This is a genomic window from Mangrovimonas futianensis, from assembly GCF_021245805.1.
GTDB lineage: Bacteria > Bacteroidota > Bacteroidia > Flavobacteriales > Flavobacteriaceae > Mangrovimonas > Mangrovimonas futianensis.
In genome coordinates this window covers 164,080-177,361 of the sequence record NZ_JAJJNF010000002.1, presented here as the reverse complement: position 1 = coordinate 177,361, position 13,282 = coordinate 164,080, and the positions used below count along the sequence as shown (strand labels likewise).

Here is a 13,282-nt window from a genome sequence, read left to right as displayed (position 1 = left end):
TAAAGATGGGGAAGATTTAATTATACTTCCTTTTTTAATATGGTTGATGAGGCTTGAGCTGTTGGAAAAATAAGCATGTCTGCAATATTCACATGAGGAGGTCTGGAGACAGCAAAATATATCGCTTCGGCAATATCCTCCGCTTGAAGCGCTTTATAACCTTTATAAACATTATCGGCTTGTGAGCCACCTTTAAATCGAACCTTGGAAAACTCGGTTTCAACCAATCCAGGATTGATAGCCCCTACTTTGATGCCATACGTATTCAAATCAATACGCATACCTTCTGTGATAGCTAGTACAGCATGCTTACTGCCGCAATAGACATTGCCCTTAGGATATACTTCTTTTCCAGCCGAAGAACCAATATTTATGATATGTCCAGATTGTCTGTCTCGCATAGAGGGAATAATAGCTTTACTTATATATAATAGTCCTTTGACATTGATATCCATCATTGCATCCCAGTCGTCAAGAGATCCTTCATCTATGGGGTCTAGCCCATGGGCATTTCCAGCATTATTAATTAGGATATCAATCGTTTTAAAGGAGTTTGGTAGAGAGTCAATAGCTTTAAAGACTTCGTCTTTGTCTCTCACGTCAAAATTTAGGGTTGTTACGGGTACAAGAGGCGACAATTCCGTTTTTAATTCATCTAGTCTGTCTTGTCTTCTTCCACAAAGAATAAGTTGAATGCCTTTTTTAGCAAATTCGACAGCTGTAGCCCACCCTATGCCACTGGTTGCACCAGTAATTAATGCAGTTTTGGTCATGTTGTTATTAATAGATCGTTTAATTTCTCATAAAAATAATTAAATCAGGCTTGAAAAGCATAGGGAAGGAAAAGGAAAATAGGATTTTTAAACATTTCCAAATACAGATATCTCTATTTTCAGAATTTACTATGTCTTAAAGGAAAGGTACTTTTGTTTTTGGTCTTACGGAGTTGTTTTTTGGAAAATGTCGGCTGAAACACCCTGTTTTCATTGGGGTTTAACAAACTTTCACATTTTAAAAAGGTCTTTTTAAGAAGATTTGTGCGTATATTATTTCAAACGAAGTTTAACCAAATTTAATTTTATGATTCGATTCAAACAACTTACACTAACACTATTAAGTATACTAACTCTTACCTTTTTGGGATGTAGCGATGATGACGGTGATTCAACCCCTCAAGCTAGTACATCTCAAATATCTGTTAAACTAATGGATGAGCCCGGAGACTATGAGCATGTTTTTGTAGAGGTACTAGATGTCATGGTCAAAGTGAATGATGAATCAGAAGGAGAAGATGGATGGGAAAGTTTGGGGGCCATCAATACTGGTATTTATGACTTATTAGAACTAACAGGTGGTATTAATGTGCTTTTAGTTGACGATTACACCATTCCGGCTGGTACTTTAAACCAAATCAGATTGATTCTTGGCGATGAAAATACTATTGTTATTGATGGTGTATCACATCCTTTAAATACGCCTAGTGCACAACAATCAGGATTGAAAATTCAAGTGAACCATACATTAGAGCCAAATATCCACTATACCTTTTTATTGGATTTTGACGTTGATGATTCTATTGTAGAAGCAGGTAATTCAGGAAACATCAATTTACATCCGGTCATCAGAGCGACTACAGAAGCTGACACTGGAGCCATAGCGGGAAGCATTCAAAATGATGTGCAAACTGAAATTGTAGCAACCAATGGTATTGAAACAGTTTCCACTTTTGCCGATGAAGACGGTAATTTTGTTTTGGTAGGTTTAACCGGAGGTACTTACATTGTAACTGTAACACCAGATCCAGAATCCTTATTGACACCAATTGAAATTCAAGACGTTGAGGTAGCCGTAGGGAGCACAACGCAATTAGACCCTATCGTATTAGAGTAATATCCGTTTCTTTTAAATATATGTTAAAGAGCAGCAATCCTTTGCTGCTCTTTTATTTTTAACCTTACCTTAACAGCATCAAAATAAAAATTTTAACAATTTGCACCTCTTTAACGAGCAAAAAAACATACGGCTTAAATTTTGAATATGATGGAAGAAACAGGCACCATAGACATCAAATCAATCAATGAGAAAATTGAAAGGGAAAGTGCTTTTGTAGATTTATTGACCTATGAAATGAATAAGGTCATTGTGGGTCAAAAGCATATGGTTGAACGGTTGTTAATAGGTTTGTTGGGTCAGGGACACATTCTGTTGGAAGGAGTTCCTGGATTAGCAAAAACACTAGCGATTAATACCTTGTCTCAGGCTGTAGATGCTAGCTTTAGTAGAATTCAGTTTACACCAGATTTACTTCCCGCCGACGTAGTAGGTACCTTGATATATAACATGAAGGAGAATGATTTCTCTATCAAAAAAGGACCTATTTTTGCCAATTTTGTTTTGGCAGATGAGATTAACCGTGCTCCTGCAAAAGTACAGTCTGCCTTATTGGAGGCGATGCAGGAAAAACAGGTTACCATTGGTGACGAAACTTTTAAACTGGACAAGCCATTTTTGGTAATGGCAACACAAAACCCTGTGGAGCAAGAAGGTACTTACCCGCTTCCAGAAGCACAGGTAGACCGTTTTATGTTGAAAACTGTAATCGAATATCCGTTACAAGCAGAGGAGCAACTTATTATAAGAGCCAATTTAAAAGGGGCTTTTGAAAAAGTAAATGCAGTTGTTTCAATAGATCAAATCTTACGTGCACAACAAGCAGTTCGTGAGGTTTACATGGATGAGAAAATTGAAAAATATATACTCGATATCATCTTTGCGACACGTTTCCCAGAGAAATATAAACTTTCAGATTTAAAACCGCTTATCTCCTTCGGGGCCTCTCCGCGTGGTAGTATCAATTTGGCAACAGCTGCCAAATGTTATGCTTTCTTAAAACACCGTGGTTATGTGATTCCTGAAGATGTAAGAGCTGTTGTTCATGATGTGTTGCGTCACAGAATAGGTATTACCTATGAGGCCGAAGCCGAAAACATTACTTCTGTAGATATTATCAATAAAATAGTAAATGAGGTAGAGGTACCTTAATGGAAGTCTAAAGCCAAGTCTTTTTCATTTCAGTTATTAAGGGCTTTAAACTTGAGGACTAATTTATGGATACGAAGGAATTACTTAAAAAGGTACGTAAAATAGAAATCAAGACACGTAGGTTGTCTGATCACATTTTTGGGGGGGAATATCACTCTACCTTCAAAGGTCGTGGTATGACTTTTTCTGAAGTTCGCCAATATCAATTTGGGGATGATGTAAGAAGTATTGATTGGAATGTGACGGCACGATACAATGAACCTTACGTGAAGGTGTTTGAAGAGGAACGTGAACTAACCATGATGTTAATGGTGGATATTTCAGGTTCTGAAATGTTCGGTACCAGTCAGCAATTTAAAAATGAAGTCGTTACCGAAATCGCCGCTACTTTGGCGTTTTCTGCTACCCAGAACAATGACAAGATTGGGCTGATTTTATTTTCAGAGGATGTTGAACTTTACATTCCGCCCAAAAAAGGTAGGTCTCACGTTTTAAGAATTATCAGGGAACTCATAGAATTTGAACCTAAAAGCAAGCAAACCAATATTTCTGAAGCTTTAAAGTTTTTATCCAATGTGATGAAAAAGAAGGCCATTGTGTTTGTTTTGAGTGATTTTATATCAGATGATTATCAGCGTACCCTAAAGATTGTGTCTGGGCGCCATGATGTTACAGGGATACGCGTTTATGACCAGCGTGAGGAAAGTATTCCTAATCTGGGAATGGTTCAAATGCAAGATGGGGAAACGGGAGAGATGATGTTGGTAAATACGTCTTCCAAATCGGTAAGAAGGCAATACGAAGCGTATTACCACGACAAGGTAAACTATTATAAAGACAGTTTTGCCAAATCTGGTGCAGGCAGTTTAAGTTGCCGAACCGATGAAAGCTATGTGAAAAAATTATTAGGATATTTCAAAAGAAGAGGATAGAATGTGTAAAGATTGGTTGGATAAAAAGTATCTTAAAAATAGGCGAGCTCGAGTTTTAAAGCCTGTTTTTTCTTTTTTATTGGTACTTACTTCATGGTTTACCATGGGACAAGTTACCTCCTCCATAGATTCCACCTCCATTAAAATTGGGGAACAAATCACCTATCAAATTAAGGTTGAAAGTGGTCCTGAAGATTTGGTTCTTTTCCCAGAAGGGCAATCCTTCAAGCCTCTTGAGATGATTGAGTCTTATGCGGTGGACACCATAAAAAAGGACGCCAATTTTGAATTAATTAAAAAATATGGGTTGACCCAATTTGACTCGGGAACCTATTTCATTCCGAAGCAAAAAATAGTTGTAGGTAGTAAATCCTATTTTACAGATTCCCTAAAAGTTGAGGTCAACAACATTCAAATAGATACAACAAAGCAAGGACTTTATGATATCAAGCCGCTAATTGAGGTTAAAAAGCCTAGTAGTAATTGGTTGCAAACCCTTTTGATTATACTAGCTGTTATTGTGGTCCTTGGTGCTTTGGCTTATTGGTTTTTCTTCAGAAAAAAACCATTGACCGAAGAAGAGAAAATTGCTTTACTTCCACCTTATGATCGTGCCAAGTTGGCTTTAAAGAAACTGGAAGAAAGTCCGTATTTGGAAAATTCGGAATACAAGCAATATTATTCTGAATTGACTTTGGCCATCAGGAATTATTTGGATGAAAAAGTATATGACCACGCCTTAGAAAGTACGACTGATGAGTTGATCAACAGATTACGACTTTTAAAGGATGGGAATCAAATTGATTTAAGTGCTGAAACAATAAAAAACTTGGAGTCCATTTTAAAAAGGGCTGATTTGGTGAAATTTGCCAAGTCTGAGCCAGATAAGGAATTGGCCAAGTTGGATAGGCAAACTGTTGATTTGGAGATTGATCATGTTAAAGAAGCCCTTCCAGAGCCTTCTGAAGAAGAAAAGCTCATGGATGAACAATATAAACTGGAGCAAGAGCGCAAATTAAAGCGTAAAAAACAATGGACTTTGGCCGGAGCGATAGGAGCCTTTATTGTTTTGATATTTGTTGGTTTCGGTTTGAAGTATGGCTTCAGTTACGTGAAAGATAAGTTGTTTCAAAATAGCCATTTGGAGCTTATGGAAGGTGAATGGGTTGATAGTGCTTATGGGGTTCCACCTGTTTATATTTCGACACCAGAAGTTTTAAAAAGGATAGATAAAGATACAGATGACAGTATCATGACCAAAACCACAACCTTTACTTATGGTTCGGTTGAAGATTTAGGAGTGTCTGTTAGTACGACCGTTAATCAGAATCAAGGACAGCAGCCACAGGGGATGCAACCACAACAAGGGCAACAGACTCCTAGCAATCCAGAAATTGACTTGAATGCTGCAGGCGAAAAAATAATGAAGGGATTCGAAGATAAAGGAGCTACTAATATCCTTACCAAGCAAGATAAATATACGACCCCAAATGGAGCCGAAGGATTGAATGTACATGGGACATTCAACGTGTCGGGGAAAGAAATGAATTATTCTTTGTTCTTATTTGTAGCTGAGAATAATGCGGTATTACAGCAAATATTGATTACTTGGCCACAAAACCAAGAATATGCCGAGAAGATTGCCAATAGAGTAATTGGTTCCATTGAATTAAAAAAGCCTGAATGATGTTTGAGGGATTTGAGTTTCAAAATAAAGAGTTTTTTTGGTTGCTATTGCTACTGCCAATAGCATTGGCGTGGTATATTTTTACCTATAAAAGGCAAACAGCAGAGTTAAAGATTTCAAGTTTGAAAGGTTTTAAAGTGGCTAATTCCTGGTTGCCAAAAACCAAACACATTCTTATTCTTTTAAGGTTGGCTGCCTTGGCTCTGGTTATTACGGCTATGGCTAGACCAAGAACTGTAGATGTTTCAACCAAAACCAAAACGACACGAGGAATCGATATTGTTATGGCGATAGACGTTTCTGCAAGTATGTTGGCTAAGGATTTGAGACCAAACAGATTGGAAGCATTAAAAAGTGTAGCAGCTCAATTCATAAAGGAGCGACCGAATGACCGAATTGGCTTGGTGGAATATGCAGGTGAGAGTTATACAAAAACGCCAATTACAAGTGATAAAGCGATTGTTTTACGCTCCTTGGAAGACATCAAATACAACAAGGTGATCGAATCGGGGACAGCTATAGGAATGGGATTGGCCACTTCAGTAAACCGATTAAAGGATAGTAAGGCTCAAAGTAAGGTTATTATTCTTTTAACCGATGGTGTGAACAATACCGGTTTTATTGATCCAAAAATAGCAAGTGAATTGGCGGTAGAATATGGTATAAAGGTATATACCATAGGATTGGGAAGCAATGGAATGGCGCTTTCACCTGTGCAAATCTTACCTAATGGTAATTTTCAATATGGTAGAGTACAGGTTGAAATAGATGAAGAACTTTTAAAAGATATAGCCAAAGTAACTGGCGGAAGGTACTTTAGAGCAACCAATAATGAAAAGCTAACAGAGATCTATGAAGAGATCAATAAATTGGAAAAAACAGAGATAGAAGAGTTTAAATTCTATAATTATCAAGAAATGTTTCGTCCATTGGTATTGTTGGCTGCTTTGTTGTTGATGGTTGAATGGTTATTAAGAATAACAGTTTATAGAAGTTTTGTGTAGATGTTTCAATTAGAAGAAAAAATATGGTTTTGGGGCTTACTGGTAATACCAGTATTGGTTTTGTTTTTCTTGTTGTTGCAACTTTGGAAAAAAAGAGCAGGGAATAAGTTTGCAGATAAGGCTTTACTTAAGAGACTAAGTCCCAATCAATCTTTATTTAAATCGGCCTTAAAGCTATTTTTGCTTTGTTTGGCTTTTGCTTTTTTGGTGATTGCTTTGGTCAATCCTAAAATTGGCACCAAACTAGAAACAGTTAAACGTGAAGGGGTAGATGTGGTTTTTGCTATAGATGTTTCAAAAAGTATGTTGGCAGAAGACATTGCTCCAAACAGGTTACTGAAAACCAAGCAGCTGGTTACTCAAATTATCAATAATTTAGCTAGTGACCGCATCGGAATTATTGCCTATGCCGGGAATGCTTATCCGCAACTCCCCATAACGACTGATTATGCTTCTGCAAAAATGTTTCTTCAAAACATGAACACTAATATGATGTCGTCACAGGGAACAGCCATCAATGAAGCTATTGAGCTGGCGAAAACCTATTACGATGACGAAGACCAAACCAACAGGGTTTTAATCATCATTTCTGATGGGGAAGATCATGGCGAAGGCGCAGAGCGTGCCGCAGAAGAAGCTTCAGAACAAGGAATACGCATATTCACCATAGGTGTTGGCGACGTAAAGGGAGGTCCAATTCCTATTAAAAGAAATGGTATCGTTCAAGAGTATAAAAAAGATAGTAATGGGGAAACTGTTATTACCCGTTTAAATGAAGAAACCCTAAAGAATATTGCATCTGAAGGAAATGGAGAATATATTCACGGGGAAAATACAACTGAGGTTGTAGAAAAGATTTCTGACGAATTGAATAAAATGGATAAAAAGGAATTTGAGTCGAAACAATTTGCCGATTTCAAAGACCAATTTCAATGGTTTTTGGCAGCAGCCATTTTATTGCTTTTTATTGATATTTTCCTTTTGGAACGTAAGACAGAATGGCTAAAACGTTTAAATCTCTTTAATGAAAACCTTTAACTTTTATAAATTTTTTAACTGTCATCAAATCATCTGTTTGCTATATTCGTCTGTTATTTAAAGCCTAAATTAAAGAAATGACACGTTAAATGAACCGGATTATTACCTACATATTTTTAGTATTTACCACCGTTGGGCTGGCTCAAAATAAAGAGCAGGAGAAAAAGGAAGCTTTAGATTTAGAGCAGTCTAATGATATGGTTTATAACGGTAATGAATATTTAGGAAGTGATGATTATACCGCTGCAGAAATGGAGTATAGAAAGGCTATTTCCAAAAAATCCAGCAATGTTGCCGCATCCTATAACCTGGGGACCTCTTACTATCAAAACGGCAACATGGATGAGGCTCTTTTCAGATTGCAGGAAGCTGTAAAAAAGGCGACTTCAAAGGAGGAAAAGCACAGAGCATTTCATAATATCGGTAATATTTTGATGAAGAATGAAAAGTGTAAGGAAGCCGTAGAAGCCTTTAAAAGTGCCTTAAGAAATGATCCTAAGGATGATGAAACCAGATATAACCTCGCGTTAGCTAAAGAATGTGCTAAACAACAGCAGGATCAAAATCAAGATCAAGACGATAATAAGGACCAAAATCAAGATCAAAATCAAGATCAGAATCAAGATCAAAATCAGGATCAACAAAATCAGGATCAACAAGATCAAGAGAATAAAGACCAAGAAGGTGATCAAGATCAAGATCAAAAGGATGAGGGTGACCAAGAAAAGAAAGATGGAGACGATCAGAAGGATGATGAAGGCCAGCCTAAGGATGATAAACAAGATGAAGGCAAAGGAGATGATCAAAAGGATCAAAAACCGCCTCAACCACAACCAGGACAGTTATCTCCTCAGCAAATTAAAAACCTGCTAGAGGCTATGAATAATCAAGAACAAAAGGTTCAGGAAAAAATGAATGCTGAAAAGCAGAAGGGCGTAAAAGTCCCAACAGATAAAGATTGGTAATGAAGATGATAAATGAAGCAAAATCCATGAAAACATTAAAGTACATATCAGTTCTACTTTTTCTACTTTCTACTGGCTTTGCTACAGCTCAAGTAACGTTTGAGGCCAAGGTAAGTAAAACCGCCTTAGGGGTCAATGAACGTCTTAGGGTGGACTTTGAGATGAACAAGGATGGTGACAATTTCAATCCTCCAAACTTTGACAACTTTATGGTTGTAGGCGGACCTAACCAAGCAGTAAGTCATTCTTGGGTGAACGGAAAGAAATCTTTCAGTAAAACCTATAGTTTTTATTTAGCTCCTAAAGGTTTGGGAACCTTCACAATCAAACAAGCAACTATAGAAATTGATGGTGAAATTTATAAAACAACACCAGTAAAAGTCAAGGTTACCAAGGCTGTTGATAAGCCTAAAGATGGTAATAATGCAGATTACATTGCTTCTGAAAATATTCATTTGGTGGCCGAGGTTTCCAAAACAGACCCTTATTTGAATGAAGGCATTACCGTAGAATATAGGTTGTATGTTTCAGCCAACACAGGGGTTAGTAATTGGCGTGAAATAGAGAGCCCCAAATACAGTGACTTCTGGAGTCAGAACATTGATATTAAGGTGCCAAAAGTTCAAAATGGATCCTATAAAGGAGAACCTTATCGTTATGTCGTTTTAAGAAAAACTGTTTTATACCCTCAGAAATTAGGAAAACTGGAAATCGAACCTTTAAGCTTGGATATCACCATTGAGGTACCAACTAATAGAAGGGATATTTTTGGGAGTCGTTTAATGACCCAAGTGCATAAAACCATTTATGCTGGAAGTAAAACCATAAGGGTAAAACCTTTACCTGAAGAAGGGAAACCAGCTAATTTCACCGGAGCTGTTGGAGAGTTCGATTTTGCAGTAGTTACTTCAAAAACCGAGTTGAATGCTTCCGAATCCTTTAGAGCGAAATTAGAGGTAAAAGGAAAAGGAAACCTAAAGTTGTTTGAAATTCCAAAACCTACTTTCCCTAGTTCTTTGGAGGTGTATGAACCAGAACATGATGAAAATGTTAGGACAGATGAAAAATTAGGAATGAACGGAAGCATTTCAGATACCTATACCATCGTGCCTCAGTACAAAGGAAAGTACCCTATTCCAAGTATTTCCTTTTCATATTTTGACTTAAAAACAAAATCATATAAGGAGGTGTCTTCTGGTGAAATATTGATTAGTGTGATTGATGGACCAACTAATAATTCTTCTTCTGATAATGCGATTACATCTGTTAATGCCAACAAACAGGAAGTAAAAACAAAAGGAAATCACTTAGCTTTTATAAAGACAGATACAAGTTTAAGCCCAATTGAAGGGGATGATTTTTTTGGCTCGAATGGTTTTTGGGCATTATTGTTAGCGCCTTTATTGGCCATTCCATTGGCTATAGTGTTTAGACGGAAAGCCGATGAGCGTCGTGCCGATGTGGTAGGAAATCGCTTGAGACAAGCAGATAAATTGGCCAAACGGTATTTGGGAGAAGCCAAAAAATCTCTTGGTAATAAAGAAGCATTTTACATTGCTCTGGAAAAAGCTTTACATAATTACCTAAAAGCAAAATTGAGTATTGAAACCAGTGATATGAGTAAAGAAAAAATTCAAGCTCTGTTGCAGGAAAAAGGTGTAGAAGAACCAACTGTTTTAAGCTTTATGCAGATTTTACATAACTGTGAATTGGCAAGATATACGCCCATAACACAGGTTGAAATGCAGCAGGATTATCAAAAGGCGGCTGAGACTATTAATTTGGTTGATAAACAAATGCGATAAGGATGAAAGGATTGATGAAGTTATATTTGTTTTTAAGTTTATTTTTTGTAGCTGGAGTCTTAGCGTATTCGCAAAACGATTCTCTTTTTAAGCAAGGAAATAAACTTTACAATGATGGGGAGTACCAAGCAGCGATAACTAAATATCAGAAGATATTAGAAAATGGGAAGCATTCGGCAGAAGTCTATTTCAATTTAGCCAATGCCCATTACAAATTAAATCATATAGCACCCAGTATTTATTACTACGAAAAGGCATTACAATTAAAACCCAATGATAATGACATTAATAACAATGTCGGGTTTGCAAGGAATATGACCATTGATGCCATTGAAAAGGTGCCAGAAGTAGGTTTTTCAAGATTTATGAAATCCATTGTTAATACCTTTTCATATAATACTTGGGGTATGATATCAATAGGATTCATGATTCTTTTTGTTCTATTCTTTTTAACTTATTATTTTACTTATTCTACAGGAAAAAAAAGGATTTCCTTTGTATTGAGTCTTTGTTCCTTTGGAGTCAGTCTTACTATGCTGTTTTTTGCTTTTAGTAAATCGGGACTGGACGCCAAGGACCAACCTGCCATTGTTTTTGCACAAGAAACCCAGGTGAAAAGCGAGCCCAATTTAAGAAGTAATGAGGTGTTCTTGTTACATGAAGGTACCAAGGTTCAAATCTTGGATACCGTTAATAATTGGAAGCGAATCAAATTAGCCGATGGAAAAACGGGTTGGATCATTGCAGGAGATTTGAAAGCCCTTTAGTTTTAGCTTAATTCTCAAATTTATTAATTGGCAAACCTTATATTTGTATAAGAATAATTTATACAAATGTTTAAACGGCTGGTTTCTACATTCTTTTTTGTGGTTTTTGTTACATTTTTAACAGGGCCGACAATTCTCTCCATAATTGATGATGGTTATGATGTCACCGTGTTTTATAATTTGAACGAGGAAGAGAACATCCAAAAGGAAATTGCGAAACATTTAGAAGTTAAATTTTTAGAGAGTAATTACAGCCACTTAAACTCAGTATTTCAAGAGGACTCAGACCTTATAGTGTTTTACCAAAAGGCGTATACACCTCTAAGTCAAGAAAATATTTACCCCCCTCCCGAGAAGCACTTGCATTAGTTTTATTTTTCGTTAACTTTTCTAAAAAGTTAAATACATAGTTATTATTTAACATCTAAAATAGCATAGTATGTTTAAAACAATTAAAAGTGACTTGCCGGCAAGTATTGTAGTATTTTTTGTAGCCTTACCCTTGTGTTTAGGTATAGCTTTGGCTAGTGGGGCTCCTCTTTTTTCCGGATTAATTGCAGGAATTGTAGGCGGTATAGTTGTAGGGGCTATAAGTGGGTCTAATATTGGTGTTAGTGGTCCAGCAGCAGGTTTAGCTGCTATTGTACTAACAGCTATTGGGTCATTAGGGGGCTACCAAAATTTTTTAGTAGCCGTTGTTTTGGCTGGAATTATTCAAATTATTTTAGGATTCCTTAAAGCAGGAATTATAGGGTATTATTTCCCTTCCTCTGTTATTAAGGGGATGCTCACGGGAATAGGAATTATCATAATATTAAAACAAATCCCTCATTTTTTTGGATATGATGCTGAACCTGAAGGAGCTGATAGTTTTATAGAAGCCAGTGGAGAAAATACGTTTTCAGCCATCTTTCATGTAGCCGATAATATTTCTCTCGGTGCAACTTTAATAGGAATTTTGGGGTTATTAGTCATTTTGTTCTGGGATAACATCTTGGCTAAAAAGGGTAAATTTTTTAAGATTTTACAAGGCCCCTTGGTAGCCGTAGTATTAGGAATAGTATATTTTATTTTAACTCAATCCCATGAGTCTCTGTCCATAGATTCATCACATCTCGTTTCGGTGCCTATTCCAGATGATTTGAATTCATTTTTAGGTCAGTTTAGTTTCCCTAATTTTTCAGCGATAACTAACTCAGAAGTTTGGTTGGTTGGTTTTACCATGGCTTTGGTAGCCAGTTTGGAAACTTTGTTGTGTGTGGAAGCAACAGATAAATTGGATCCAGACAAAAACGTAACACCAACCAATCGTGAATTACTCGCTCAAGGTACCGGAAATATCATCTCTGGTTTAATAGGTGGTTTGCCTATAACACAGGTTATCGTGAGAAGTTCTGCAAATATACAATCTGGTGGAAAGTCGAAATTATCAGCCATTATACATGGCTTCCTTTTATTAATTTCAGTGATTCTTATCCCAAGGTTATTAAACAAAATACCTTTATCAGTTTTAGCAGCCATCTTATTGGTAGTAGGCTATAAATTGGCTAAACCAAGTTTGTTCAAGAAAATGGTTAAGATGGGGTGGAAACAATATGTGCCCTTTTTTGTGACGGTGGTGGGAATCGTATTTACTGATCTCCTTGTTGGAATTAGTTTGGGCTTAGGTGTTGGAATTATTATCATTTTGATCAAAAGTTATCAGAACTCTCATTTCTTACATATTGAAGATAGAAGTAATGATCGTCACAAAATAAAAATGACTCTTGCTGAGGAGGTCACCTTTTTTAATAAAGGGGCTATCCTAAAAGAATTGGAAAACCTTCCAAAAGATACGTATCTCGAGTTAGATTTAATAAATACGAGATACCTTGATCAGGACATCATTGAGATTTTAGAAGATTTCCTATACAAGGCAAAAGAAAGAAGAATAGATATCAAATTAGTTTCAAAAAGAGGGGTGGTTGAAAATCCAGAAAGTTTTGTGGAGTTTTTCAAGACACGGCCCAAATCAAGTAAAAGTTTAAGTTAATGGTTTCGCA

At 36.6% G+C, this 13,282-nt stretch carries 12 protein-coding genes; 11 read left to right on the top strand and 1 reads right to left on the bottom strand.

Annotation, left to right across the window (positions count from 1 at the left end):
* Nucleotides 1–20 precede the first annotated feature (20 nt).
* The gene (locus LOK78_RS03570) at nt 21–773 is read right to left on the bottom strand and encodes an SDR family NAD(P)-dependent oxidoreductase (protein ID WP_232633692.1); all 753 of its coding nucleotides are present in this window, start codon (nt 771–773) and stop codon (nt 21–23) included.
* Between the two features lie 307 nt (nt 774–1,080).
* Here LOK78_RS03570 and LOK78_RS03565 point away from each other — a divergent pair, with 307 nt between their 5' ends.
* The 11 genes from LOK78_RS03565 (at nt 1,081) to LOK78_RS03515 (ending at nt 13,272) form a co-directional block, all read left to right on the top strand.
* Nucleotides 1,081–1,890, top strand: coding sequence for a DUF4382 domain-containing protein (locus LOK78_RS03565; RefSeq protein WP_232633691.1), 810 nt, complete (start codon nt 1,081–1,083; stop codon nt 1,888–1,890).
* A gap of 147 nt (nt 1,891–2,037) precedes the next feature.
* Nucleotides 2,038–3,042: an AAA family ATPase gene (locus tag LOK78_RS03560; protein ID WP_197276708.1), complete on the top strand. Its 1,005-nt coding sequence runs from the start codon at nt 2,038–2,040 to the stop codon at nt 3,040–3,042.
* 65 nt (nt 3,043–3,107) lie between these two features.
* Entirely contained in the window at nt 3,108–3,974 is an 867-nt protein-coding gene (locus tag LOK78_RS03555; RefSeq protein ID WP_053970912.1) for a DUF58 domain-containing protein, read from the top strand.
* Between the two features lies 1 nt (nt 3,975).
* Complete coding sequence (locus LOK78_RS03550; RefSeq protein ID WP_232633690.1) at nt 3,976–5,661, top strand: BatD family protein; 1,686 nt, start codon at nt 3,976–3,978, stop codon at nt 5,659–5,661.
* Nucleotides 5,661–6,665, top strand: a complete 1,005-nt coding sequence (locus LOK78_RS03545) for a vWA domain-containing protein (protein WP_232393847.1) — start codon at nt 5,661–5,663, stop codon at nt 6,663–6,665. Before LOK78_RS03550 ends, LOK78_RS03545 begins: the two co-directional genes overlap by 1 nt.
* Nucleotides 6,666–7,703 (top strand): VWA domain-containing protein, encoded by a 1,038-nt coding sequence (locus tag LOK78_RS03540; protein WP_166956979.1) that lies wholly within the window; start codon nt 6,666–6,668, stop codon nt 7,701–7,703. It begins immediately after the preceding gene.
* A gap of 89 nt (nt 7,704–7,792) precedes the next feature.
* The gene (locus LOK78_RS03535) at nt 7,793–8,668 is read left to right on the top strand and encodes a tetratricopeptide repeat protein (RefSeq protein WP_232633688.1); all 876 of its coding nucleotides are present in this window, start codon (nt 7,793–7,795) and stop codon (nt 8,666–8,668) included.
* 26 nt (nt 8,669–8,694) lie between these two features.
* On the top strand, nt 8,695–10,473 hold the full coding sequence (locus tag LOK78_RS03530; protein ID WP_232633685.1) for a BatD family protein: 1,779 nt from the start codon (nt 8,695–8,697) through the stop codon (nt 10,471–10,473).
* Between the two features lie 2 nt (nt 10,474–10,475).
* Nucleotides 10,476–11,240, top strand: coding sequence for a tetratricopeptide repeat protein (locus tag LOK78_RS03525; RefSeq protein WP_232633683.1), 765 nt, complete (start codon nt 10,476–10,478; stop codon nt 11,238–11,240).
* A gap of 66 nt (nt 11,241–11,306) precedes the next feature.
* Nucleotides 11,307–11,609, top strand: coding sequence for a hypothetical protein (locus tag LOK78_RS03520; RefSeq protein WP_232633682.1), 303 nt, complete (start codon nt 11,307–11,309; stop codon nt 11,607–11,609).
* Nucleotides 11,610–11,679: 70 nt separating this feature from the next.
* Entirely contained in the window at nt 11,680–13,272 is a 1,593-nt protein-coding gene (locus LOK78_RS03515) for a SulP family inorganic anion transporter (RefSeq protein ID WP_232633681.1), read from the top strand.
* Nucleotides 13,273–13,282: the final 10 nt, after the last annotated feature.